The 25,757-nt window shown below is 41.5% G+C and carries 20 protein-coding genes; 7 read left to right on the top strand and 13 right to left on the bottom strand.

The annotated features are described in order from the left end of the window. Nucleotides 1–208 precede the first annotated feature (208 nt). The 3 genes from pncB (at nucleotide 209) to B2400_RS14960 (ending at nucleotide 8,077) form a co-directional block, all read left to right on the top strand. The gene (gene pncB / locus B2400_RS14970; RefSeq protein ID WP_293934613.1) at nucleotides 209–1,387 is read left to right on the top strand and encodes a nicotinate phosphoribosyltransferase; all 1,179 of its coding nucleotides are present in this window, start codon (nucleotides 209–211) and stop codon (nucleotides 1,385–1,387) included. Beyond that, nucleotides 1,380–2,090, top strand: coding sequence for a class I SAM-dependent methyltransferase (locus tag B2400_RS14965; protein ID WP_293934611.1), 711 nt, complete (start codon nucleotides 1,380–1,382; stop codon nucleotides 2,088–2,090). Before pncB ends, B2400_RS14965 begins: the two co-directional genes overlap by 8 nt. Before the next feature lie 218 nt (nucleotides 2,091–2,308). Then, nucleotides 2,309–8,077, top strand: a complete 5,769-nt coding sequence (locus B2400_RS14960; protein WP_293934609.1) for an alpha-2-macroglobulin family protein — start codon at nucleotides 2,309–2,311, stop codon at nucleotides 8,075–8,077. Between the two features lie 117 nt (nucleotides 8,078–8,194). On the opposite strand, the gene B2400_RS14955 is transcribed toward B2400_RS14960, so the two are convergent. The 6 genes from B2400_RS14955 to B2400_RS14930 form a co-directional block, all read right to left on the bottom strand. Beyond that, nucleotides 8,195–10,435, bottom strand: coding sequence for a sodium-translocating pyrophosphatase (locus tag B2400_RS14955; RefSeq protein WP_149525120.1), 2,241 nt, complete (start codon nucleotides 10,433–10,435; stop codon nucleotides 8,195–8,197). Between the two features lie 120 nt (nucleotides 10,436–10,555). Next, nucleotides 10,556–12,454: a RecQ family ATP-dependent DNA helicase gene (locus B2400_RS14950; RefSeq protein ID WP_293934607.1), complete on the bottom strand. Its 1,899-nt coding sequence runs from the start codon at nucleotides 12,452–12,454 to the stop codon at nucleotides 10,556–10,558. A gap of 2 nt (nucleotides 12,455–12,456) precedes the next feature. Continuing rightward, nucleotides 12,457–13,215, bottom strand: a complete 759-nt coding sequence (locus tag B2400_RS14945; RefSeq protein ID WP_293934605.1) for a hypothetical protein — start codon at nucleotides 13,213–13,215, stop codon at nucleotides 12,457–12,459. 11 nt (nucleotides 13,216–13,226) lie between these two features. Then, a complete protein-coding gene (locus tag B2400_RS14940; RefSeq protein WP_293934603.1) occupies nucleotides 13,227–14,501 on the bottom strand; it encodes a ComEC/Rec2 family competence protein in 1,275 nt (424 codons plus the stop codon). 194 nt (nucleotides 14,502–14,695) lie between these two features. After that, nucleotides 14,696–15,067: a hypothetical protein gene (locus B2400_RS14935; protein ID WP_293934602.1), complete on the bottom strand. Its 372-nt coding sequence runs from the start codon at nucleotides 15,065–15,067 to the stop codon at nucleotides 14,696–14,698. 36 nt (nucleotides 15,068–15,103) lie between these two features. Further along, the gene (locus B2400_RS14930) at nucleotides 15,104–16,264 is read right to left on the bottom strand and encodes a hypothetical protein (RefSeq protein WP_293934600.1); all 1,161 of its coding nucleotides are present in this window, start codon (nucleotides 16,262–16,264) and stop codon (nucleotides 15,104–15,106) included. 394 nt (nucleotides 16,265–16,658) lie between these two features. Here B2400_RS14930 and B2400_RS14925 point away from each other — a divergent pair, with 394 nt between their 5' ends. Beyond that, nucleotides 16,659–17,081, top strand: a complete 423-nt coding sequence (locus B2400_RS14925) for a nucleoside-diphosphate sugar epimerase (RefSeq protein WP_246172466.1) — start codon at nucleotides 16,659–16,661, stop codon at nucleotides 17,079–17,081. Nucleotides 17,082–17,166: 85 nt separating this feature from the next. Here B2400_RS14925 and gyrB read toward each other — a convergent pair whose 3' ends face one another. After that, a complete protein-coding gene (gene gyrB, locus B2400_RS14920) occupies nucleotides 17,167–19,125 on the bottom strand; it encodes a DNA topoisomerase (ATP-hydrolyzing) subunit B (protein ID WP_149525115.1) in 1,959 nt (652 codons plus the stop codon). Nucleotides 19,126–19,336: 211 nt separating this feature from the next. Between gyrB and B2400_RS14915 the strand changes: the two genes are divergently transcribed. Next, nucleotides 19,337–19,945, top strand: a complete 609-nt coding sequence (locus tag B2400_RS14915) for an OmpH family outer membrane protein (RefSeq protein ID WP_149525114.1) — start codon at nucleotides 19,337–19,339, stop codon at nucleotides 19,943–19,945. Nucleotides 19,946–20,406: 461 nt separating this feature from the next. After that, nucleotides 20,407–21,312 (top strand): CorA family divalent cation transporter, encoded by a 906-nt coding sequence (locus tag B2400_RS14910; RefSeq protein WP_149525113.1) that lies wholly within the window; start codon nucleotides 20,407–20,409, stop codon nucleotides 21,310–21,312. Here the strand turns inward: B2400_RS14910 and tsaB are convergent. From tsaB to mscL, 5 genes are all read right to left on the bottom strand, one after another. Next, entirely contained in the window at nucleotides 21,307–22,017 is a 711-nt protein-coding gene (tsaB, locus tag B2400_RS14905; RefSeq protein WP_293934594.1) for a tRNA (adenosine(37)-N6)-threonylcarbamoyltransferase complex dimerization subunit type 1 TsaB, read from the bottom strand. The genes B2400_RS14910 and tsaB overlap by 6 nt on opposite strands. A 7-nt stretch (nucleotides 22,018–22,024) precedes the next feature. Next, nucleotides 22,025–22,279 carry a membrane protein insertion efficiency factor YidD gene (gene yidD / locus B2400_RS14900; RefSeq protein WP_149525111.1) on the bottom strand — a complete coding sequence of 85 codons (255 nt, stop codon included), beginning with the start codon at nucleotides 22,277–22,279 and terminating at the stop codon, nucleotides 22,025–22,027. Beyond that, a complete protein-coding gene (locus B2400_RS14895) occupies nucleotides 22,242–22,670 on the bottom strand; it encodes a ribonuclease P protein component (protein WP_246172465.1) in 429 nt (142 codons plus the stop codon). The genes yidD and B2400_RS14895 overlap by 38 nt, the downstream gene beginning before the upstream one ends. Before the next feature lie 39 nt (nucleotides 22,671–22,709). After that, nucleotides 22,710–22,868 (bottom strand): 50S ribosomal protein L34, encoded by a 159-nt coding sequence (rpmH, locus tag B2400_RS14890; protein WP_149525110.1) that lies wholly within the window; start codon nucleotides 22,866–22,868, stop codon nucleotides 22,710–22,712. Between the two features lie 233 nt (nucleotides 22,869–23,101). After that, nucleotides 23,102–23,509: a large-conductance mechanosensitive channel protein MscL gene (gene mscL, locus B2400_RS14885; RefSeq protein ID WP_149525109.1), complete on the bottom strand. Its 408-nt coding sequence runs from the start codon at nucleotides 23,507–23,509 to the stop codon at nucleotides 23,102–23,104. A gap of 353 nt (nucleotides 23,510–23,862) precedes the next feature. On the opposite strand from mscL, the gene B2400_RS14880 reads away from it, so the two are divergent. Next, nucleotides 23,863–24,507, top strand: coding sequence for a response regulator transcription factor (locus B2400_RS14880; protein WP_149525108.1), 645 nt, complete (start codon nucleotides 23,863–23,865; stop codon nucleotides 24,505–24,507). Nucleotides 24,508–24,555: 48 nt separating this feature from the next. Here the strand turns inward: B2400_RS14880 and B2400_RS14875 are convergent, their stop codons facing one another. Then, a complete protein-coding gene (locus tag B2400_RS14875; RefSeq protein WP_149525107.1) occupies nucleotides 24,556–25,695 on the bottom strand; it encodes a sugar phosphate isomerase/epimerase family protein in 1,140 nt (379 codons plus the stop codon). Nucleotides 25,696–25,757 lie beyond the last annotated feature (62 nt).

The raw sequence follows: 25,757 nt of genomic DNA, 5'->3' as shown, positions 1-25,757 counted from the left end.
ATACTATTAAGTCGAAATAAATTTTTCAGAAAGAGCTGCCCGCCAGGGGCGGCTCTTTCACTTTGTACTTAGACCTCCCCGATGCTCCCAAACCACCTGCAGAATTATCGTTATTCATAGCTGCTGACAGTTTTTTGTTTGATAGAAAACCTGCACATTTGTATTTATTTTTTGTTAACTTGATATTTAGCACTAATTAATACAATATATGGCGAGACTCACTTCAATCCTAGATAACGACTTCTATAAGTTTACCATGCAATATGCGGTGGTCAAACTATTCCCAAAAGCTAAAGCGCGCTATCAATTTATCAATAGAGGAAAACATGAGTTTCCGGAAGGTTTCGCTGAAAAACTGCGCGAGGCCATCAATCATATGGCCGAGCTAAAACTTAGCAAAGCAGAGAAACACTTCTTCGCCAAAACTTGCCCGTACATAGACCCCACCTATTTCGACTTCCTTCAAGGCTATCAGTATGATCCCGAAGAAGTGACGATCACCCAAGAAGGAAGCAATTTGGAAGTCCATATCGAAGGCTATTGGTATCGAACCATTCTTTGGGAGGTTCCGGTAATGGCATTGATCTGTGAGCTGTATTACGAAGAGACCGGACAAATACGAGTATCGGACGAAGAGGTAGCCCAGATCGTTAACGACAAAATGGACAAATATGATAAACTGAACATTACCATTGCCGATTTCGGAACCCGCAGACGACATTCTTATGCGGTGCACGATCTGGTGATCAAGGCACTGCGTGAGCATAATTCGAACACGTTCATCGGCACCAGCAATATGCACTTCGCTATGAAGTACAAAACAAAACCTATCGGGACGCATGCGCATGAGTGGTTTATGTTCCATGCGGCTAAATACGGCTATAAGATGGCCAACTTATTAGGTTTAGAGCATTGGGCAGATGTTTATCGAGGCGACCTGGGAATTGCCCTATCGGACACCTATACTACCGAAGCTTTCTTTAAACAATTCGACAAGAAATTAACGAAGCTCTTCGATGGTGTTCGTCACGACAGTGGCGATCCGATCGAGTTCGCTAAAAAAACCATCAAACATTACGAAAGTAAAGGCATTAACCCGTTAAATAAAACCATCATCTTTTCCGATGGCCTCGACTATGATAAAGTCGTGAAGATCGTAAATTTCTGCAATGGCAAGATCGGTCATTCCTTCGGCATTGGAACTGACTTCACCAACGACGTTGGTCTGAAGCGGATGAATATCGTATTGAAAATGACCGAAGCTTACCCTGACGAAGGCGAGTGGACTCCGGTAATCAAATTATCCGATGAGCCCCTGAAACATACCGGTGACCCAGAAGAAATCAAAATGGCGAAACGCTTTTTAAATATTCCTGACCATGCATAGAGATGTCTACGGCGAGGCCCTTTACGATTTTCAAGAGAAGGGCGAATTAACGGAGCCCCTACTCCTACACAGCAGCTATGGCGATATCGAAGAGATGCCTGTGGAAGTGTTCTATCGCGAAGAGGATGATATCCCGGAAATGGAGTTTATCGCGCTCTCTTTATGCGATGGCAAGGTGCTGGATGTGGGCGCCGGCACGGGTGTGCATGCTTTATATCTGCAGGAGAAGAATTTTGATGTCACCGCACTTGAAGTCTCTGAGATTGCCTGCAATATCATGAGAAACCGCGGTGTTCAACAGGTGAAGCATGAGGATTTCTTCAAGTTTCATGGGGAACAATACGATACGCTACTGTTTCTGATGAACGGTATCGGTATTGCCGGGACTTTAGATGGTTTCAAGTCGCTGTTACAGCATGCGAAGACCCTGATGACCGATCGCGGGCAGCTGCTATTCGATAGCTCCAACATCGAATACCTATACGAGGAATACCACATTAAACGTCCTGACCACTATTACGGTGAAATAAGCTTCCAATACGAATACAAAGGCCAAAAAGGTGAACCTTTTAAATGGTTATACATCGACCAACAGACCTTGATCAACATAGCCCACGAGGAAGGCTGGGTCGTGCAAATCCTTTTCGAAGATGAAAACGATCAGTATTTGGTAAGGATGGAACCTAGAAGAAAGGATAGCTAGTACCAGTATACTTTTAATCAAACCCAATACAAAGCCCAATCATAGCCCTTTCCAAGCGGCTTTGATTGGGCTTTGTATTGGGTTTGAAAGGGAAGTGAAAGGGCTTTAACTCAAAGCATTTATAAATAAATTTCGAGCATGGTATGGAATTCTATGCTATATTGCATCTGTTAGGTAAAACTTTCAATATGGCTTACCGGTACGCAAAACAAACCAATATGAAACGACTTTATTCACTTGTTCTCATGCTGATTCCAGCATTGCTATGGGGACAAACTAAACAGGAAACTTCTGCAATTATGGATAAATGGAAAGAAATAGATCGATTGATCTCCATAAAGAATTACGAACAAACAAAACCTTTGCTTGCGGATATCAAGGCCTATGCGCTAAAACATAAGGATGATCCAATGTTTGTGAAGGCTTTCCTTGCCGAGTCTAATGTGTATAGGATAAACAACGATGAAGAGAAGTTTTTTGAACAAGGGCAGGCTTATTTTGAAAAGAATATTGCAGCGAGCAAGAGCGTATTGGTCAAGAGTGTGTTGACTAATTTTTATGCGCAGTATCTGCAATCCATGCTTTATCTAAATTATAGCGAGCCAAAGAATGCTTTTTTGAAAATCAGTCGTAAAGAACGCATGCTCTTCATCGATTCGCTATATGCAAGCTCTTTGAAAAACAAGCAGGAACTGGCTCAGGAGAACCTTTCGAAATGGGCGGCGATCTTCGCTGACACAGAAAATATATCCCTTAGCCCGACGATGTACCATTATCTCGGTTATTTCTATATTTCATTTTTGAATTTAAGTAACTCCCCAAATCCAAAACAAAGGGCGCAATTAGTCGAGGATCTTTTGCAGCGAAGTAGGACTTCGAAATCGGCAGATGCAATCTCTTATTTATTATCAGCGCAATTGGATCGTTCAAAGTTTATAACGTTAAAAAAACAAGCCGATGCTTACTATAAAATAATTGAAAGCAATAAAAGCGATTACAATGCCTACCTCTATTTTGAGCTGGCCAGTGCGTACAAATCAGAACAAAGGCATACAGAAGCGCTACAAATTATTAAGAAAGCGAAAGAAGAGTATCCGAAGAGCAAATGGATCAATTCGGTAAAGAATTTAGAAAATGAGATCCTTCGCCCGGAGATTTGGATCAGCCATAAAAAGTATGAACCATCCGAATGGTACACTCCTTTTAAATTGAATTACAAAAATTTGGATACTTTATACATTCGCGTCTATCAAGCCTACTATTCGCCAAAGGACTTAACAGATTATAAAGTTAATCGAGACAGTTTATCAAATCTAGTGACTGTAAATTCGACGGTGGTTTATGAAGACCAGTTGGATTTGAAAGCATCCAATGATTTCAAAGGCCATTCGACGATTTATAAAATCAATCCGCTGCCCTTTGGAAAGTATATCCTACTCTACTCCAATAATGCTGAATTTAAAGATGATGGTGTTCTCTCAAAAGTTGTTAGCACCAGCATACAAATCAGCGATTTAGATATTTCTAATGTGGAAATGTTGGGTACTTATGAAATACGGAAAATGCAAGCGCTCTTACTGGACAAAAAAACGGGCCTTCCTTATGCAAATAAAGAATTGGCGTTTTATGATATTGTCGATAAACAAGCTAAGCTATATAAACAATTCAAAACAGACAAAAACGGTTTAATTGATTATTCAACCAAAGCGTCAGTCAATACGATGAGACTCAAAGACTATGTGTTTTATATCCCCGAAGAGCGTCAATTTATCGACATCCATTCGCTTCAATATGGTAGTGATGGATTCGAGGAAAGTGAAGATGATCAGGATGAAGACTCACAAACAAGAGCTACGATATTGACCGACCGAGCGATATATCGACCAGGACAGGAAGTTCAGTTCAAAGCAATCGTGTATAACGACAACCCACGAAAAGGCCGAACGCAGGAAGACATGAAGGTAGAAATATCGCTGTTAGACGCTAATTCGCAAGTAGTCGATTCCCTTAGGTTAGCGACGAATGCCTTTGGCTCTGTTCACGGCAAATTGAATATTCCGACGAGTACATTGAACGGTCAGTTCATGATCAGGATAGGAAACAAAGGTGAAGATTTCGGTCAGCAATACGTTCGTGTCGAAGAGTACAAGCGTCCAACGTTTAAAGTTACGCTAGACACCAATAAAGAGACCTACAGCAAAAAAGACACTGCCGTTTTCAAAGGAAATGCAGCAATGCTTTCGGGAGCTCCATTGATCGATGCGGAGGTTAAATATAAGGTACAAGTTAGCTCATATCAACGACGATATCGACAATTTGAAATAGCCGATACCAGTACGTTTACCGACGAGCACGGGAATTTTGAATTTAAAATTCCTTTAATGGATACCGCTTTGGCCGAGCTAACGAACTTTACGCTTTCTTATACGGTAGAGGTCGTTAACCAAACTGGCGAAATGCAGTCGATATCAGCAGCATATACCTACGCGGACAAGCCTTGGAATTTAGCCATTGAAGTTGCATCGCCGGCTATTGAAGGAAAATGGAAGGAGATCAAGATCAACAGTACAAATCCGAACAATCAATTTCTTCCCATGAAGGGCACCGTGAAGATTTACAAGACTACTGGTCCCGATAAAGTAATCTCTGATAAATTTATCCAGTATTTTAACGAAGTCGAGCGTCTGGTTTTAAGTTATGCAGATTATGAGCGCTATTTCCCTCACTATTTCGAGAAGAGCGTATTGAACAAGGAGGTTCGACAGGAATTGGTCGCTACATATGAATTTAATACTGCGGATACCAACTTAGTTCGAATCGATAGCCAGCTGTTCAAAAAGGGCATTTACCGAATTGTCGCGAGCAGTAAGCCCGACGCAGATAGCATAAAAGCGGAACGAACCATTTTTGTGGTTGATGAGGAAACGAAAAGCCATTCCGACAAAACCTTCTTCACTGTATATACGGACAAGCCAGTTTACAATACAGGCGATAAAGTTACCATACATGTAGAATCGAAGAAACAGGATGCAAAGAACGTCGTTCTTCTTTCACTATCAGGTGATAAGATGAGATCGCCAATTCATTTGGCATTAAAGGATGGAAAAGCAAGCTACTCGTTTACACTTGATGAAAATGCGCTCGTAGTACCATTAAGATGGAGAGCTTTGTTTATAGTGGATAATCAGTTAAGCTATCAGGAAGTTCCTGTAGAGGTTAAAAGAACCGAAAAAACCATTGTGATCAAAACCGCATCGTTTAGGGATAAGATTACACCGGGGATGAAAGAGAAATGGAGCTTTACGCTATCCTCAAGCAACAAAAAGCTAGAAACGGAAATTTTAGCAAGCATGTATGATGCCTCACTGGATCAATTTGCTAGCCTATATTATCCATCAACATTCCGAATGGCCTATGCTTATTATAATAATGACTATGACCACATTCAGCAAGGTTTTGACATGTTGAATTATCAAACTGACGAATTTCCAGATCAATTCGCTTACCCATACTACTTCAATTCTTTGCCAACTATTCAGAATTATAATTTCTGGCAAGGGGAGTTTCTGCCATTCCCAAGTCCTGCAGTCTATTTATCGGAGGGCGCGATAATGGGAACGACAAAAGGAGTAGAAGGTAGATCATACAAAAGTATGAGCAGGTCTCTAAACACCGAAAATGTAGTTGAAGAGGTGGTTGTAAGTTTTGATAGCAATTATGCACCGGTTGCCCCTCTTGGTGAATTTGGCCCTAAAAAGGTAGAAGATCTCGATCAGGTTAAAGCTCGCACAAATCTACAAGAAACGGCTTTCTTCTACCCTACATTATATAGCGATGCGGAAGGCAATGTTTCCTTTGAGTTCGACTCTCCGGAAGCATTAACACAATGGAAGCTCCTGTTATTTGCGCATGGTAAGAATTTAGAGGCTGGTACAGCTAGCTTCTATACACAGACGCAAAAAGAGCTCATGGTTCGTCCGAATCTTCCGCGTTATTTCCGCGAAGGCGATGAAATGACCATCAAAGCGCAAGTTCAGAATCTATCGGAAAAGCAGCAAGATGGGCAGGCGAAGATCCAGTTGATCAACCCGGTCGACAATAGCGATGTGACGAAAGAATTCTTGCAGGAGGATGCTATGAAGTCTTTCGTGTTGGCGAAAAAGAATAACCAAATTGTAGAATGGCGTGTTAAAGTTCCTGCTAGCTACCCGACCATTCAGGTAAAAATAGTAGCTGCATCGGCTGAATTCTCCGATGGAGAGATTCAAGAGTTGGCGGTATTGCCAAACAAAGTCTTGATCTTGGAGAGCGAGAAAGTCTTACTTAAAGCAAATGAGGCGAAAGAATTTAAGCTGGAAAGTGCTGCGAAAGAGAACTTGATGGCGAAGGTACAGGTGCAGAGCAATCCGATTTTGGAGATCATATCCGCACTAGATTATTTGAACCATTACCCTTATGAATGTACCGAGCAGAGCAGCAGCCGCTGGTTTGGGTTGAAGATGGTACAGTATATTGGCAATCACTATCCTGCGATTGTCGACTATTTCAAAGAGATCAAAGCGAAAGAAACGAAGAGCAGACTGGAAGAGAATGCGAGCTTGAACGAGTTGAAGATGCAAGAAATGCCTTGGCTGCGCGATATTCAAGGCGATGAGAAAAAGTTGCAGGCACTAGCCGAGCTATTCAATTCAAACATAGATGCTGAGTTGAAGCAACTGGAAAGTAAATTGGCGAAAGCGCAGTTGGCTAATGGTGCCTTCCCTTGGTTCGAGGGCGGAAACTCCAATACGCAGATCTCCATCCGGATCTTAGAGGTGTTCGGTAAAGTTCTTTATCTTGATAAATCATTGATTAATGCACCGGTTCAAGATCAGATGAAGCGATTGACAATTTATTTGGACGCAGACAGCAATATTTATAAGGAAAAAGCGTCAGCTGAACTTGCCTTAGATTATCTATATGCGCGTCATTTCTGGAATGGTTATTTCAAGCTTTCTAAGGAGACTTCCGATAAATTGAATAAGAAGATTGCCAGCGCTCCTATCATTACGGCTACAGGTCCGGCAGGCCTAGCTGCGAAGGCTTGGATTGTTAACCAACTATATGGTTCAGGCAAAGAAGCGAATGAGCTTAAAAATAGAATTCAGCAGGAGGCAATTTTCGACAAAGGCAAAGGGACTTATTGGCCATCGAATGAGCACTATAATAGCGTTAGTTTGCATACCTATCTAGTGGAAGCTTTTAAGAGCTACGACCCGAGCAAGCTGATGGATATTACGCAATGGCTATATTATAAGAAAGAGGCTAACTCTTGGAGAAGTACCTGGATGACAGTGGATGCGATTTATGCTCTGCTCTATGCGAACAATCCGAAAGACTTCGCCATGGAAAATACGGTCAATGTATTGGTTGATGGAAAAACTGCCGAGATGAATAATGCAGTCTTGGGACAGGTCAGCAAGACATTCAGCGTTTCGGAATTAACGTCGAACAAGACTATTCAGATTGCGAATAACAACGATAGAACAATTTATGGTGGTGTTTATCATCAGTATTTCATTCCTGTTGAACAAGTCAAAGCGAATACGAATGAGTTGCGCGTGAGCAAGCAATATTTGGTGGAGCGCAACGGCAAATGGGTGGAAACGAAAGAAGCGAAGCTAGGCGAGCGGATCAAGGTTAAGATTACGGTAGTAAATGATAAACCTTTGCAATATGTACATCTGAAAGATAGCCGACCTGCTGGCGTCGAACCGGTGTACAGACCTTCGGGATACCAATGGCGCGGAAGTTTCTACTTCACGTTGAAGGATGCCTCTACAAACTACTTCTTCGATTATCTGCCGAAAGGAACGCGAGAATATGAGTATGAGGTAAAAGCCAATAATATCGGTTTGTTCAACTCGGGTCTAAGTAGCATTGAATGTATGTACGACCCGACCGTGAATGCCCGATCAGCGAATGTGAAGCTTACGATTGTCGAATAGCATATAAAAGCAAAGGCCGCCCGATGGGTGGCCTTTATTATTTATTAGTAAGTCTTCAATCCGATGAACATTCGTGGATTACCCAAGTGTATGCAAAGAATTGTTAATAAGTACTTACTATTGTATTTCCTTATTGGTTTCCTTCATCACAATTACCTTTTCCTTAACTTCTTGTTTTTGCTTTTTAGCCTGTTCAGCAATATGATGTCCTCCCAAGATTGGGGCAATCACCAAACCTACCAGACAGGTTAATTTAATCAAGATGTTCATGGATGGACCTGAAGTATCTTTAAATGGATCGCCTACCGTATCTCCGGTTACTGCTGCTTTATGAGCATCAGAACCTTTGAAAGTCATCTCGCCATTGATCATTACGCCGGCTTCGAAGGATTTCTTCGCGTTGTCCCAAGCACCACCAGCGTTGTTTTGGAAGATAGCCCAAAGCACTCCTGATACCGCAACACCCGCCATATAAGCACCCAGAGCTTCCGCTCCCATCACAAAACCTACGATAATAGGTGTAATAATAGTGATAGCGCCTGGCAACATCATTTCGCGCAATGCTGCTTTGGTCGAGATATCTACACATTTACCATATTCTGGTTGTCCTGTTCCTTCCAAAATCCCTGGAATTTCGCGGAACTGACGTCTAACTTCGTTCACCATGTCCATCGCGGCTTTACCCACCGATTGCATCGCAAGCGCAGAGAACACTACTGGAATCATCCCACCAATAAACAAGGCGGCTAATACATCCGCTTTAAAGATATTGATACCGTCGATTCCTGTAAAAGTGACATAGGCTGCAAAAAGCGCTAGCGCTGTCAATGCTGCGGATGCGATTGCGAATCCCTTACCGACTGCTGCCGTGGTATTACCTACGGAGTCTAATACGTCGGTGCGCTGACGCACTTCCTTCGGAAGTTCGCTCATCTCCGCAATACCACCAGCATTATCTGCTATCGGACCGAAAGCATCGATAGCTAACTGCATTGCCGTCGTTGCCATCATAGCTGACGCCGCGATTGCTACGCCATAGAATCCTGCTAATTCGTAAGATCCCCAGATAGCTAATGCAAATAATAATACGGATGAGAATGTAGATTTCATACCGGTCGCGAGACCAGCTATAATATTGGTAGCTGCACCGGTAGATGAGTTTTGAACAATATTTAGAACTGGCTTTTTACCCAAACCTGTATAATACTCAGTGAAAGATGAAATCAACCCTCCCACCGCAAGTCCTACAATAGTGGAGTAGAAAACATTCATTCTTGCAATTTCTTTAAACCCTTCTCCAAAGAACTTCATGTGAATAGTCTCTGGAAGCATATATTGAATGAGGAAGAAACATGCGATAACTGTTAAAATAATCGATGCCCAGTTCCCTGTATTCAATGCTCTTTGCACCTGCGCTTCTTTCGCATCATTGCTGCTAACCTTCACCAAAAAGGTTCCGATGATGGAGGCGAGAATACCAACTCCTGCAATTACGATAGGTAAAAGAATAGGCCCCATGCCATTAAAAGCATCTGTATATGCAGTGCCGGTAGCTTCCGACATGTCCTTGATGATATAATTACCAAGAACCATGGATGCGAGAACCGTAGCAACGTATGACCCGAATAGATCGGCTCCCATACCTGCAACGTCTCCCACATTATCTCCTACGTTATCCGCAATGGTAGCCGGATTACGCGGATCATCTTCTGGGATACCTGCTTCTACCTTACCCACTAAATCTGCACCTACATCGGCAGCCTTGGTATAGATACCACCGCCGACACGAGCGAATAAAGCAATGGATTCCGCTCCTAGGGAGAACCCAGCCAGAGCCTCCAATACGACGGTCATCTCGTTATAGAAGGTCGAGGTATTGGTAACAAACATTTTAAGGAACAAAAGGAAAAAGATACTGAGTCCTAATACTGCCAATCCAGCAACACCAAGCCCCATGACAGTTCCACCTGTAAAAGACACCTTCAATGCCTGTGGCAATGAAGTACGAGCGGCTTGCGTGGTCCGCACATTCGCTTTTGTCGCAATACGCATACCTATGTTTCCAGCTAAGGCTGAGAAAAAGGCGCCAAAGATGAAAGCAACAACAATAATCCAATGTGTTGTCTCCACTAAGGTTGATACGACGAATAAAGCTACCGACGCAATAACTACGAAAATTAAAAGAATTCGGTACTCCGCTTTTAAGAAGGCCATCGCCCCTTCTTGGATACTCTTCGAGATAAATTGCATTCGGCTTTCTCCCGCATCCTGCTTCCCAACCCAACTCGCTTTCGAAAGCATGAACAGTAACCCCAGAACAGCGAGCACTGCAGGTAGATAAATGATAAATTGTTCCATATAAAGTCTATTTGGTTTACTTTAAAGGTATCATTTTTTTTATATCAAAAAAAATGCGCTTAAGTACATTTTTATATGATATTTAGACAGTTATCGAAATAAAGAGTAGGAAGCTTAGGCTTAGAATACAGGCCAAGAATAAAGATTATCTTTTAGTAATACCTGCTCGGTATCCAGCAATTCGCGAAGAACTTCCAAACGCCTATCTTCTTTCCCAACAGTTAATGTGTCGATCAATTCATGCAGCGTCATTGCGCGAGAAAGCAATACCTGCTGAATCTCCTTCACAATTTTTTTATGTTCATTCTTACGAAAATCTCTCGTCACGCATAGATCACACACTCCGCATGGCTCCTTTGTGTCCTCTCCGAAATATTGCTGAAGGGCAATGCTGCGACAATCTTTGGTATCCAAATAATGGTAAATCGCCTTCACTTGTTCTTGCTTAAAAGCCTTCCGAGCCGCAATAAATTGCATATCGATATACAAGTTCTTATAATCAACTCTTGCTTGAAGGAATTGTAATTGCGGTTTATCAGTCTTACCCAGATAAGTTCCCATTTCATATTGCTGCATCATCTTTAGCATATGGATGACCTCATCAACAGATTTCCCGACCTTACGCGCTAGTTCGAACTCATTGATAGGAACAAAATAGTCGAATACTCCCCCGTAAAGTCTTAGAATAGCCTTCACTAGGTTATCATAAGCAACGCTGCTTACCTGAAACTTATATAGTTCTTGAAAGCCGACTTCGAACTTAAAACGAGCCGGGATATATACCGCTTCCGACAGGCTCAGCCACTTATCCCGTTCTAAGAACTTCAGCGCACTAAGGGTCTTTGCTAATTCAAGCTTATACTTCTTTGAAAAATCTACTACATCAAAATCAAATGTCAACCCTTGTCCCGCGCCAATGGCAATCTGGAAATGATTACATAAGTAATGATAGCAGTGTTGAATGAAGGCAAAATCAGGAAAACTAGATTCGATATTTTCCCAAAGGTCATCTCGATCAGCTTGCTGATACAGCAAAACCGGATAGGCCTTTTTCTCATCCCTTCCGGCACGCCCAGCCTCTTGATAGTAGGCTTCTAAAGAATCTGGAATATCAAGATGGATAACAAATCGCACATCGGCTTTGTCGATCCCCATCCCAAAGGCGTTGGTAGCAACAATAACTCTAGTGTGATTCTTTGTCCAATCCTCCTGCTTTTTGTTTCGGACGGACATCTCTAACCCAGCATGATAAAAGTCTGCCGGGACGCCATGATTGAGTAAGTAACGGGCAACCTCCTGAGTTTCCCGTCTATTCCGTACATAGACGATTCCAGTTCCCCCCATCTTCTTTATCACCCGCAGCATCCTCCCCATCTTGTTCTCTTCGTTGAACACCATATATCCGAGGTTTTCGCGTCTAAAACTCTTAGAGAGAACATTCTCCTCTTTAAAACCCAGCTTTTCTTGGATATCTGTTACAACGCGAGGAGTGGCAGTTGCTGTTAATGCTAAAAAAGGCACATTGCTGTGTAGTTCTCTGAGCTGGATTAACTCGAGGTAGGAAGGCCGGAAGTCGTATCCCCATTGCGAGATACAATGGGCTTCATCGATAGCAAACAGATTCACTTTCATGTGGCGGATTCTCTCCTGCACTAAGTCTGAATATAGACGTTCAGGTGCAAGATATAAGAACTTGATATTGCCAAAGATGCAGTTGTCAAGCGCAATATCAACCTCCCTTGCTGACATCCCTGAGAATATAGCGATTGCAGGAATATTCCTTTTGCGTAGATTTTCCACTTGATCTTTCATAAGAGCGATCAAGGGGCTGATCACAATACAGATACCGTCGCTCAACAAACTAGGAACTTGAAAGCAAAGGGATTTACCGCCGCCGGTAGGCATCAACGCAAGCGTGTCCTTTCCGAGCAATACTTCATGGATAATCTCTTCCTGTAGAGGTCGAAACTTCTCATATCCCCAATATTGTTTTAATATAGAAAGGCTCGTTTTTTCCATTGCTAATTGTCCCAAACATACGCAAAATTCTCTTTCAAAATATAGTAAGGTCGTCCAAGAGAATCTAATTCCTTATTCTTTTTATTGATGAAAGACCAAGAATTGCTAGCATCCAGAATAATAAAACTATGGTTATCAGAGTTCGTCAGTGAAACATTGTTTCGCAATAAAATGAAGGCAGCATCCGACGTACAGGCTTTATTACAGATCGCTATCATTTCCACAGCATTCTGGAGGATGACAGAGTTACTATCCTTCGACATATTCATAAAGAATACATCTTGTATCTCTGAAAATCGCGAAATGTCGTTATGTATAGTAAACTGTATATTTTTCTGATATAAAGAATCCGCGGAGCTATAGACGTTTACCGTGCCTTCGTTGATAGAAGCAATCGCGAACTCTCTTCCCAGCTGGTAGAACCGTAATCCAACATAAGACTGGAGTGCTATTTCCTTTCTAACTTCATAACAGATGAACATCAATAAACAAAGCATACTTATCCACAGCAATAACCTTTCCTTGAATCGGAAGGCGATCAATAGGCCAAGCAAGATGATATGGGTCAGTACCATCTCTTGCCAACTCCAATAAATACCTTGAATAGATGAGAAAGGTAAAGCCTCCACCCGTCGCAATGCCGCATAACTTAATGCTATCGTATTTTGAAGGACAATCCCAACAAGTTCATTAACAAAATCAATAGGGCATAACATCAATATAATACCACCAACCATAATAATACTCGATGGGATGGCCATAATGAAATTCCCTAGCAAGAAATAGGTCGGGAATTGATGAAAAAAAACAGTGCTAACGATGTTGTACTTACCTGAGCGGCAATACTCATATACAGTAAATCCAGCGACTGCCGTATTCCAATCTTATAAGAATAATACATACGCTGTAATATCGGCATCATGGTCATAATTCCGAATACGGCTAAGTAAGACAGCTGAAACCCCATATCCAACAACATTAGGGGATTAATACAAAGCAATATTAACGCAGATCCCGCTAGTGAGTTTAAGCCAATCAGATCTCTTCTTAGCACAAGGGAGAAGAGATATAAACTGAACATAACCGTTGCTCGCAGAACAGCGGGACCAAGACCGCAACAGATAGCGAAAAGCCAGATGAAACCCAAGGAAATCCAAATACCTAATAGCCTTGTTCTTCTCACGAACCGCAAAGGCGATAACACAAATGTGATCACTGCGCATACGATGGCGACATGCATGCCAGACACACTCAAAATGTGAATAGTACCTGTTTTTGAGAAGGTCTGCATCAACTCATTACTGAGCTCCGCTCTGTATCCGAATGTAATCGCTGATGCCAAAGCGGTATAACTCTGTTCGGGGATATACTGATGAAAGCGATCGTTAAGCAATTGTCTATTGTTTTCAAGCAATAGCGACAGATTCATCCCCTTCTCCCTAGCTACAGTCCGAAAGGATTTCGCACCAAACCAAATCTGATACTGTATACCCTGACTTTTCAAATAAGCTGAATAATCGAATGCATGCGGATTCCGTACGGTTGTGGTTTCTGTTATTTTCCCTCGAATCAGTAAAGTATCGCCCAAGCCAAAAGACACCGATAAGGTGCTATCCTTCCACAACAGTCCCTGGACTAATGGCGATTGGTTCAGTTCTTGGAAATCTTTATTTTCAAACCGCCCAATCACTTTCAATGTCATCCGATAAATCTTATCTCGCTCCACAGGAGATTCATCGACTAGGGCGACCCACAATTGTTCTGTGGCGCGAAGTTCCTCATCCAACATCGGTAGGCGATTGAACGTCATTTGGATTCCAAACAGGAGAAAACAGAGAGAAAGGTAAGCGGAAATCAGATAACTCTTCACGCTGTTCTTTACAAGAAAGAGAATTGGTAAAAATCCAGTCAGGTATACAATTCCATAATGAACAGCAATCTGTTCAACAGTGGAGAAATAAGCGATTGCTATCCCCGAACAGAAAGGAATAAGGGCTTTGACACATTTTGCCTTGGATACGTTAAGTTTAAAATCAAACCCACTCACCACCGAAACCTTACTTGCAAACGAATCTCACTTCTATAATCCTGCTCAATTCGATCCAAACCGGAACCTAGATGGTCGATATCAAAATATTTGCTAATGCCATACTTCGTCCAGACCGTCCATCGACTATTGATGTTCCAGCGCTGATTAAGATAAAACCGACAGCCATGGTGGAAGAAAAATGGAAATGAAAACTAATAAAGCATGTCTCTCTCAAAGCTATAGATGCGGGCATTGTAGCTATCTATATTAAAATAAATCAATCGACCGCTTGCTTTCCAACGGTGGGACATTCCTGTCCATTGCAGATCCTGATACGCCAATATTCCATACTGAGGCGGCTCGCCGGATTTTAGAAACTGAACGAATTCAACCCGGTTCCCAATCTCCCAGGAATTAGAAAGCTGATACCGAAAACTCACTCTCGCGTGATCTTTTCGAACTTCCGCCAATCGATCCACAATCTTCAAATCAGCGAGAAAATTCTCTTCATAAAATCTATACTGATACCGCAAATTAAGTTCGCCTTTCTTATACCAAGTTCTTTTCAACTGACTAAAGAACATGATTCCCTTGCTTGGAAACCTTGCCCTAAACCGCAGTCAAGGAAATTGATGAATGTCGAAGCTATTTGCCCATTCCCAGCGACGCGAAGGGTGATATAACAAACCTAGATAGATACCCTCCTCGTTTCCTAGCGTCGACAGGCGACCATATCCCTGAGCATAAAACTGATGGTAATCGCTTTGGTAATTTCTATATGCGATCGAACTTGAGAACTTTGAACCCCAAGACGCGATAGCCCCATAAGAATGTCCCCATCCTGCATTCAAACTATGCGCCGATTCACCGAACATAAAAACATTCCGCCAGTTGAGATGTGCAGAGGCTCCACCTTGCTGCAGCTGCTTCCCCCTAAAACGATAGGCATTATATTCGCGGTCGGGCGGCGAAAAGTAATCTTTAAAATGGGTGCTTAAATAATTTAGACCTAACCTAAAGCTCTGCTTTTCATATTCGGAATTTAAACCATAAACCCATTGTTTCACCGCGTTTTTATTGCGCTGTTCCGAAGGCGTCCGATGCAAACCAGACTTGTTAATGCTCGAAACTACCCTGCGGCCATACTTGTCAGAAATCGTCCCTGTTAATTCATTGAATGCCGCATAGGGCGTCATCCGAAATCGCCCTTTCTCCACAGTAAATGCCATGCCTCTCAAGAAACCCGATTCGCGCATCCCACTATGTTGCCGAATGCCTGCACCGATGTTAGCTACTTGTAGCACGGGGTTGCCACGTCCAAACTGACCGCCAGTCCAGATTGCCAGCCCCTGACCAAACTGTATGTGATAATCTCCAACGATAAAACGCTTGAAAATACCCTTCTCCTTGACGAGAAGAGAGCCTGAGTAATAATCAAATCCATAGCGCTGAGCAAATTCAAAAAACGGCTCACCGGCATCCTTGGCCGCATTGAATGTAAGATAGTATTGCTTTCGGTGCTCCTGTCGCACACGGATCCTAAATTTATCGGGCGTACCTAGATAACGCGAACGCAACGGATCATCTATCCCAAAGCCTTTTTTCTCCTCCAACTGCCGAAAATAACTCCCCATCCCGAAACCACTCCCCTCTTTATTGATCTTTCCGAACTCCGGATTTAAAGTCTCGCTCACTTTCACAAAAGGTAAAACAGTCTGTATAGTTTCTAAATCAAATCCTTTAATCCCCTGCAATTCGTAGACTGAAGTAAAATATCCCACCCTTTCTCGATGAGCTATAAACTGCTCTATTTTATAAGAACTGAAAAAAAAAGCTTGTCCAAATCAATTCTACTGGCTTTGTTCAGATTAAGTCTAGACTTTCGAAACTCCTCGAGCAACTCAACCTGCCCAAATACTTCCTCATCGATCTGCTCCTCATCAATGATATTATCGTTTAAAATCGCGTTCAAATCAACCTCCTTTTCTTGGCATCGGACATTTAAAGAATAATCAGGTCGAGAAAATTCTCCTCATCAACAGAAGATCAGCGGGATACCAGCACAGCAAAGTTGAAGAAATCTTACTGGGCGATTTTTTCGATTTATCCAGCATCAGAGAGAAGGTAGCGAACTATCATGCCTGCTTTTTCTGCCTAGGCATCTCGTCTATCGGCATGAAAGAACCAGAATATAAAAAAACGACTTACGATCTGACTTTAAATTTTGCAGGCTTATTAGCGGAGGTAAATCCAGGAATGACGTTTTGCTATGTATCTGGAGCCGGCACGGACAGCTCGGAGCAGGGAAGATCCATGTGGGCCCGGGTTAAAGGAAAAACGGAAAACGACCTGCAAAAACTGTCGCTCAATGTGTATAACTTTCGCCCAGCGTTCATGAAGCCATTTAAAGATGCAGAACATGCGAAATCGGCGTTGAAGCCACTGATCAGTATCTTCTCGCTATTCCGCCCATTCAACCCTTCCTATTTCTTAACGCTTGAAGAAGTAGGCAAGGCGATGATAAATGTTAGTATACACGGTTACTCCAAACATATACTCGAGACCAAGGATATTGCCTTTATGTCCAGTACGAAATAATATAAAAAAGGGAAGTCAAAAATGACTTCCCTCCTTCTTTACACAGATTTTATTTCTAAAATCTCATGTTTATCTAATAGCTAAATTAAATATCAATTTTCGCATATTTGGCATTGCGCTCGATAAATTCTCTACGCGGAGCAACTTCATCACCCATTAACATAGAGAAGATACGATCACATTCTGCCGCATTTTCAATTGTAACTTGGCGTAATGTACGTCTTTCCGGATCCATTGTCGTCTCCCATAATTGTTCCGCATTCATCTCACCAAGACCTTTATAACGTTGAACATGCACGCTATCTTCTTTACCTGCACCTTTTAGGCGCTGTATAGCAGCCAAACGTTGATCTTCGGTCCACGCGTATTCAAATTCCTTACCTTTCTTAACCATATATAAAGGTGGCGTTGCGATATAAACATATCCACGCTCGATCAATTCCTTCATATAGCGGAAATAGAATGTCAATAATAAGGTTGCAATGTGCGAACCATCGACATCGGCATCCGTCATGATGATTACCTTATGGTAGCGAAGCTTATCCGTATTCAATGCCTTCGAATCTTCGGCAGTACCGATGCTAACGCCAAGCGCAGTGAACATATTCTTGATCTCTTCATTTTCATAGATCTTGTGTTCCATTGCTTTCTCTACATTCAAGATCTTACCACGCAGTGGCATAATCGCTTGATACATACGATCGCGACCTTGTTTTGCGGTACCACCCGCCGAGTCTCCCTCGACAAGGAACAACTCACATTTTGCCGGATCGTTGTTCGAACAGTCAGCTAACTTACCGGGAAGGCCTGAACCACCCATTACTGTTTTACGCTGTACTAATTCGCGTGCTTTGCGGGCAGCAGCACGTGCCTGTGCCGCAACGATAACCTTCTGAACGATCAACTTCGCTTCTTTAGGGTTCTCTTCTAAGTAAGAACTTAAAATCTCGCCCACCGCTACGTCAACCGCACCCATTACTTCGGAGTTACCTAATTTCGTCTTGGTCTGCCCTTCAAACTGAGGCTCTGCAACCTTAACGGAAATTACGGCAGTCAACCCTTCGCGGAAGTCATCCCCTTGGATATCGACTTTCAAGTTTTTCAATAAACCCGAATCATCCGCATATTTCTTTAACGTACGTGTAAGACCACGACGGAAACCAGCAACGTGAGAACCACCCTCAATCGTATTAATGTTATTTACGTAAGAGTGAACATTTTCCGAGTAGGTATCGTTATATTGGAAGGAAAGCTCCACCGGAACGCCTTGCTTAATACCTTCTACGTAAATTGGCTCTGAAATAATAGACTGACGATTGCCATCCAAGAATTTAACAAACTCTTGCAAGCCACCTTCTGAAAAGAACTCGTCTTTTTTAAAGCTGCCATCTTCTAAAATCTCGCGCTCGTCGATCAATGTCAAGCGGATTCCTTTATTCAAGAACGCTAGCTCACGCAAACGGTTAGCTAATGTATCATAGTTGTAAACCGTAGTGGTCGTAAAGATTTCAGGATCTGGATGGAACGTAACAATTGTTCCGTTTTTCTCTGAAGTACCGATCTCTTTAACATCAAACTGAGGCTTTCCTTGCGCGTATTCCTGCACAAAGATTTTACCCTCGCGATGTACTTCTGCACGTAATTTGGTCGATAAAGCATTCACACAGGATACACCCACCCCGTGCAAACCACCAGATACTTTATACGTATCCTTATCGAATTTACCCCCTGCGTGCAAAACTGTCATTACCAGCTCTAAAGCCGATTTATTTTCTTTCTTGTTGATACCCGTAGGGATACCACGACCATTATCACTAACAGAGATGGAATTATCTTGATAGATTGTGACAATAATATCATCACAATATCCCGCAACAGCTTCGTCGATAGAGTTATCTACGACCTCATATACCAGGTGATGTAAACCTTTAACACCGGTATCACCAATGTACATGGAAGGGCGCTTACGCACTGCTTCCAGACCTTCTAATACCTGAATATTGTCTGCTGAATACGTAGATGCATTTTTATTTTCTTCGCTCATGAAAATACCTTAAAATTACGTTGATTAACTTTCAAAAATACGAAATTTTACGCTAATTATCAAACCGTAAAGCGTTAAAAACAAACCCAAAAACACGCTCTTTTTTTGCACATATCAACATAGTTTTTTAACGGCTTTTAACCTAAACAACTAGAATATTTAAAATTTTTATCTTAGGTTTGTCGTTTATAAAATTGAAATACACAATAGAATGAATAAAATAGCAAAATTGACCCTAGGCCTAATCGCTACAGCATCGGTAGTGGCTTGTAACCAACAAAGCGAAACCAAAACTCCAGCAGCAACTACGACTACAACCAACGCTGTCGCTGAAGCTAAAGAAGAAAAAATCGTTTATGTAAATTCCGACTCACTTTCTGAGCAATACCAATACTTTAAAGATATTCGTACGAAACTTGAAAATAAAGTAAAGAAAGCACAAAACGACTTGCAAGCAAAAGGTCAAGCTTACCAACGCGAAGTAGCTGAATACCAACAAAAAGCAGCTACGATGAGCGCGACAGATCGTCAAGCAACTGAAGAGCGCCTAGTTAGACGTCAACAAGAAATCCAACGCCTAGATCAAAATGCTTCTCAATCTATCGCACAAGACGAAAACACAGAGTTTACTAAAGTATATACAACAGTAACTGACTACTTAAAGAAACACGCAGAAGAGAAAGGCTACAAATTCGTATTGACTTACTCAAAAACTAATCCTGCTGTTCTTTACGCAGATCCTGCATCTGACATTACTAAAACAGTAATCGACGCCCTTAACAGCGAATATAAAGCTACACAAACAGCAGAAAAGAAATAAGCTGGAAATCCCTAGCTACCAAAAAAGCCGCTAACTGAGTTAGCGGCTTTTTTGGTAGACATTAGATTTTAGACATTAGATATTAGATGCTGGAAAGACAAACAATGCGATAGATTAATACTTAACATCAGCCTAATCAAACCCATATCAAAGCCCTTGCCGAGCGGGTTTGATTGGGTTATGTATTGGGTTTGAAAGGGAAGTGAAAGGGTTTTAAGCTGATGAAGGTTCGTTGTGTTGAGGGCGAAGGATTGAAGGGAAAATTTGTCTTGAACCAGGAAAGGAAGGATAAAAGGATTGGCAGGATCATGGTCATCTTCAAATCCTTCCTTTCTTGGTTCAAAACAAACTGCTTCTCTTCAAAAATGTATGCTCTATTGTTGATCAGCGTAACGTCTAATGTCTAAAATCTAATATCTAATGTCCCCTCCCATTGTTCCGACAATTTGCTACATTTGATTATGGTAAAACAGATTTTGAGCAAGGCGCAACATGGATTTGACTGGTTTGATATTAGCAATCCTACGGTCGAAGATTTTGCAGAATTAAAGAACCAGTACAGTCTGAACGATGCCTCTATCAAGGACTGTTTGGAAACGGGGCATTTGCCTAAAATTGAAGAGTTCGAGTCTTACCATTTTTTAATTATCCGTTTTATAGCTGAAAACTTCCCTGAAAACTCCGATCATCTGATTGAGGTAACGAATAGGATTTCTATTTTCTATGATGAGGATTTTGTGATCACTGCCCATCGCTATGATATCCCTGTACTTCAGGAGCTGATTGATATGGACAAAGGCAATAAGCGTTTCAAATCGAGCAAGAGCCTGATCAACACTTTGGTATCCTTGTCCATAAAATCTTTTGAGAATTTGGTGGTCAATAGCTTGGCAACAAAGCTAGACCTTTATGAGGAAATCGTTTTCTTGCATAATCGGAGGAAACCTTTTTTACGTAAGTTGTACTATCTGAAGCGGCAAATCGACCTTATCCGAATTATTTTGACCTTTTATAAGGATATCGTTGAGTATTTTCATATGCCGGAATACCAGAATATCTATACGCAAGATTTGAGAGATCTGTATTCGAGAACGAATACACTTTATAGGAATATTGGAGAAAATACGGCGCAATTGCTATCGATCTATTTTAATATAGAGTCCAACCACACCAATGAGATCATGCGGACGCTGACCATTATCTCGGTGTTCTTTATGCCGTTAACTTTTATTGTGGGCGTATATGGCATGAACTTTAAGCATATGCCGGAACTCGAATGGTATTATGGATACGCCTATGTAATGGCGGGAATGGCCATTCTTTCGATCATTATCTACATCTGGTTCAAAAGAAAACGCTGGCTATAATAACGGCGATTTCTTTGGCGCAGTGACCATAAAATCTTTCAGGTAATAAGGTTCGAAATAAGCAACATCCTCAAATTCGCCGGTTTGGAATTTCTCGTACGATAAGGCGTCTTGGAAACTTGCTTTGGCGTCGAAGCCTAATGCAACTTGGATTGCTGGATTCGCATGGAACTGCTCATCAAATTTATCTGCGCCAGAACCAAAGAAGATGAGATGATGTCCATCTGCCAAATAGGCGTCAAAACTTGTAGCATCAACAATCAAAGCTTTCGTCGATTCAATCACCTGTGCTTGGGAGTCCAACACCTGCGTGTACACTTCCTGGCGTCGTGCATCAATCATCGGAAACAACAATGTCTTATCGGACAGTTCTCCTGAGATTGCCATAAAGCCATGATACATGGCGTCTAGCGTATTATTAGCAATCATGGGTATATCTAAGGCGTAACACAATCCCTTGGCCGCAGAAACGCCGATACGCAATCCGGTGTATGAACCTGGACCTTTACTTACTGTAATAGCCGATAGGTACTTCATCTGCAATGATGCTTTTTGAAGCAGCTGATCGATAAACAAGGTTAAGGAAGACGCATGCATATTGGGCTCCTCGCCTACTATTTCATGTAGGGTTACACCGTTTTTTGCTAATGACACGGAGCATAGCGGAGTTGCCGTTTCTATCGAAAGGATATAAATATCTGACATAGTAATATTAAGGAACAGGGTCGTGGCCGTGGCCACCCCATGGATTACAGCTTACAATACGTTTTATCGTTAACCAGCCTCCCTTGAACGGTCCGTACTTCATTATCGCCTCTTTGCCATACTGCGAACAGGTCGGGGTATAGCGACAACTTGCCCCCAGAAAGGGCGAGATAAAAAGCTGATAGAAACGGATGATAATTAAGAAAACCCATTGCAGGGGCAGCTTAATTCCTTTTTCCCAAAGTAGACGAAGCAAGTTCATGTGATAATTTTTCTAACAACATCTTCATTTTCTGATGAAGATCAGTAAAAGGTAATTCCTCTTTACCGATGTATTGTATAGCTAATAGCAAATGTAGGGAATGTTCGTTCAAATAATCATAAAGATTATGTTTTTCTAAACGATAGCACTCACGTATCAATCGTTTTAAGCGATTGCGCATTACGGCATGCTTAAAACGCCGTTTAGAAACTGAGGTAATTACTTGAACTGGGAAAGGTAGTGCGACTGCAGTGCGCGAGTAGATCACGCGATAAGGATACACAACAAAAGAAGAACCATTATGGAAAAGGCCGTCAATTAACCTTTTGCTGCATAATCGTTCTTCTTTTGAAAATGTATATTTCTTCATCTCGATGAATAGATCCGGCATATTAGCGCTCGGCTCGTGGATCACCGGAGACCGAATAGATTACCCTTTGTGACGGTTTTCGTCAGAAACAGTAAGACGTTTTCTACCTTTAGCTCTACGAGAAGCTAATACTCTTCTACCATTTGCAGAGCTCATACGCTCTCTGAAACCGTGCTTATTTCTTCTTTTTCTTTGTGAAGGTTGGAATGTTCTCTTCATGACGCTTTTATGCTTGTTTTAATACTTTGATTCAATTTCTCCCTCCGAAGAGGAATGCAAAAATAAAGTTTATTTCACAATTCCGCAACACTGAAATAATAAATAATAAAACTTTCAATGAAAAACGACACTCGGAAGTTCCTGAGCGCCATTAGGAAGGAAAAATAGCAAATAAATAAGCAGATTATTTCAACCTTCGGCATCCATAATCTGCTTTCCTATAGTATCCTATCTTATTTGTTTCTTAGGATATCGCGAATTTCTGTAAGTAATACTTCTTCTTTTGTAGGTGCTGGAGCCTCTTCAGGAGCAGCTGGTTCTTCACGTTTCAATGAATTGATACCTTTTATCACCAAGAAAATACAGAATGCAATGATGAAAAATTGAATAAGCACATTGATAAACTCACCATAACCGATTGCAACTTCAGCAACACCTGCTGCCTCGTTGCCTTCTTTCAACACATATTTCATGCTTGAAAAGTCGATACCACCGGTTAACATTCCGATTGGCGGCATAATAATTTTATCAACTAGGGCAGTAACGATCTTACCGAACGCTCCACCAATTACAACACCGACTGCAAGGTCGATTACGCTGCCACGCATGGCAAACTCTCTGAATTCTTTAAAAAACCCCATAATTTTATTTTTTATTTTACTGCGAAATTTGCCAGCCTGACTTTAGACTAAGGCCCTAACAAACGCAAAAAAAATGCTTTGATATCACAATCTAAAATATTTTTAAGAATATATAGTACTTATTCGATAGAATAATTGGCAAATTGAAAAATAAATGCAACATATGATAAACAAATATCATAGAAACCGTTATATTTATAGCGTAAATATATAGCCTAGTCATAAAATGACCTTAAGATATTTACATTATAAAACAATTATTTCGTCATAATAAGAAACTCGGGGTCGAGATTCTGTTAGACAAATTTATTAATTTACAATACATCAAAGTCGTCTAAAGTAACAGCAGATACATGAAAAAAATACTAATAGCTGATGACCATATCATTGTTCGGTTAGGAGTATCGACAGCCATTAAAGAAACCCTTAAGAATACCGAAATTGTACATGCTGAAACATATGATGAGGTCTATGACAAGTTATCGAAAAGCAGGTTTGACCTATTATTGCTAGATATCAATATGCCCGGCGGTAATAATATCAAAGTAATTAAGGAATTATTGGAGACACAGTCTGACCTTAAAATCTTGGTATTCTCATCTTACGACGAAAGTCTATATGCCCTACGTTATATTGAAGCAGGTGCAGCCGGATATGTCAATAAGACTACCAGCATGAGCGAATTCACCAACGCCATCAATAGCATTTTTGAACGTGGAAAGTACATGTCGGATGCGATCAAGGATCTTTATGTACAAAAGCTAACGACCAGCAAATCGAAAATTGATAGCCTAAATCCTTTATATAAACTTTCGAACCGTGAAATGGATGTGGCAAGACATCTTATTGAAGGCTTAGGAATTATTGAAGTGTCGAGCCGTTTGAACTTGAGTTCGTCGACTGTGAGCACTTATAAGAGTAGAATTTTCGAGAAATTAAATGTGCACAATATCCCAGATTTGATTTCTCTGTTTAAGATACATGCAGAAAAGGAGTAGTTAAACTACTCCTTTTTTATTATTTCAGTTGTTTCTGGCGTTCGGCATCTAGCTTAGCAAATGCCCCATATCCACTACCGGAATATCTTTACGATCTACTAGTATTAGTTCCTGCTGATTCTTAAACGTATATCCTTCTTCGCTTAATTCCCAAAGAAGCGGCGCCAAGAAGTTGATACAAGCTTTTGCTCCCTGATTAATCGCTCCCATGTTCTGGGTATCCTTGGAATTCTTAGCTTCATTTTCTATCTCAAATGGTCCGCTAAACTTCCGGTCATGTAATGCTGCTACAAAAGCATTCCAGTCCATATCATCTGTACCACCAAAGCCGGGCATCATTGCTGTATAATGATGTCTATCCCAATCATGCTGTGGAACAGCAACACCTGCAGCAGCTGCAAGTTCAGCATCGACATGCTGCATTGGATACACCCCTCCCCACTCCACTCTTGCTTTTCCATCGTTCATCTTGGTTGTTTTTACGTGAATACGTTTTAAACGATCGATATCCATCGCTTTAATAACATCAACAGGATTCACATTTTGCCAAATATCATGCGAAGGGTCATAGATTTCTCCATGTGCCTTGCTAGGAATCATCGCATACATGAGCTTCCGAGCAGCCAGCACCGCAGGCAGATTGTTATAGGTACTCGTATAGCGCGAAGAGCGCCAGCCCTCCATCGGGCAGTTCTCATATACAACAGTTACCCCCAAGTCTTCGGCATATTTAATGATTGGTCCAAACACTCGCTTATACTCCTCTAAGTTCTTCTGAAAACCGTCTATCTCATTGCCCAACGCATGGTTGTAACCGACAAAAGTTCCGACCTTTACATCATTCTCATCGCCACCTAAAAGGTATGCTATTCGTATTAGTTTTAACAAGTGGTTCTGGTTTTTTACGCGTTCGATCTCATCACCACCAATCATATTCTCGAATGCACCCAAAGACAGCCTCAATTCCTTAGTATTAAAGCGCTCTAAGGTCGATTTTGCTTGCTCCGGTCCAAACCCTTCGTAATCTAAATGCGTCGCTGTATGGTCTTCTCTGGTACCATCCTTTCGGAACACACACAGATCGACACCCTGCGCACCATTTGCGCGGGCAATATCCAAGAGTTCTGTTTGATTTAATTTATCATAGGCCGAGCTCATCAACCATATCGGGTTTTGTATTGATTTCATAGCGTTGAAGTTATCAAAAATTTGGGCATTAAAAAAGCCCTGACGGGCTTAGAATGTAACGA

The sequence above is a fragment of the Sphingobacterium sp. UBA6645 genome (assembly GCF_002455685.1).
GTDB lineage: Bacteria > Bacteroidota > Bacteroidia > Sphingobacteriales > Sphingobacteriaceae > Sphingobacterium > Sphingobacterium hotanense.
The sequence above is the reverse complement of the archived record's forward strand: the minus strand, read 5'-3'. Positions and strand labels throughout refer to the sequence as shown.

Bases quoted from the DNA above. Each gene is read 5' to 3' on its own strand.
- pncB (WP_293934613.1), top strand. From the start codon at position 209: ATGGCGAGACTCACTTCAATCCTAGATAACGACTTCTATAAGTTTACC.
- B2400_RS14965 (WP_293934611.1), top strand. From the start codon at position 1,380: ATGCATAGAGATGTCTACGGCGAGGCCCTTTACGATTTTCAAGAGAAG.
- B2400_RS14960 (WP_293934609.1), top strand. From the start codon at position 2,309: ATGAAACGACTTTATTCACTTGTTCTCATGCTGATTCCAGCATTGCTA.
- B2400_RS14955 (WP_149525120.1), bottom strand. From the start codon at position 10,435: ATGGAACAATTTATCATTTATCTACCTGCAGTGCTCGCTGTTCTGGGG.
- B2400_RS14950 (WP_293934607.1), bottom strand. From the start codon at position 12,454: ATGGAAAAAACGAGCCTTTCTATATTAAAACAATATTGGGGATATGAG.
- B2400_RS14945 (WP_293934605.1), bottom strand. From the start codon at position 13,215: ATGGCCATCCCATCGAGTATTATTATGGTTGGTGGTATTATATTGATG.
- B2400_RS14935 (WP_293934602.1), bottom strand. From the start codon at position 15,067: ATGTTCTTTAGTCAGTTGAAAAGAACTTGGTATAAGAAAGGCGAACTT.
- B2400_RS14925 (WP_246172466.1), top strand. From the start codon at position 16,659: ATGAAAGAACCAGAATATAAAAAAACGACTTACGATCTGACTTTAAAT.
- gyrB (WP_149525115.1), bottom strand. From the start codon at position 19,125: ATGAGCGAAGAAAATAAAAATGCATCTACGTATTCAGCAGACAATATT.
- B2400_RS14915 (WP_149525114.1), top strand. From the start codon at position 19,337: ATGAATAAAATAGCAAAATTGACCCTAGGCCTAATCGCTACAGCATCG.
- B2400_RS14910 (WP_149525113.1), top strand. From the start codon at position 20,407: ATGGTAAAACAGATTTTGAGCAAGGCGCAACATGGATTTGACTGGTTT.
- tsaB (WP_293934594.1), bottom strand. From the start codon at position 22,017: ATGTCAGATATTTATATCCTTTCGATAGAAACGGCAACTCCGCTATGC.
- yidD (WP_149525111.1), bottom strand. From the start codon at position 22,279: ATGAACTTGCTTCGTCTACTTTGGGAAAAAGGAATTAAGCTGCCCCTG.
- B2400_RS14895 (WP_246172465.1), bottom strand. From the start codon at position 22,670: ATGCCGGATCTATTCATCGAGATGAAGAAATATACATTTTCAAAAGAA.
- rpmH (WP_149525110.1), bottom strand. From the start codon at position 22,868: ATGAAGAGAACATTCCAACCTTCACAAAGAAAAAGAAGAAATAAGCAC.
- mscL (WP_149525109.1), bottom strand. From the start codon at position 23,509: ATGGGGTTTTTTAAAGAATTCAGAGAGTTTGCCATGCGTGGCAGCGTA.
- B2400_RS14880 (WP_149525108.1), top strand. From the start codon at position 23,863: ATGAAAAAAATACTAATAGCTGATGACCATATCATTGTTCGGTTAGGA.
- B2400_RS14875 (WP_149525107.1), bottom strand. From the start codon at position 25,695: ATGAAATCAATACAAAACCCGATATGGTTGATGAGCTCGGCCTATGAT.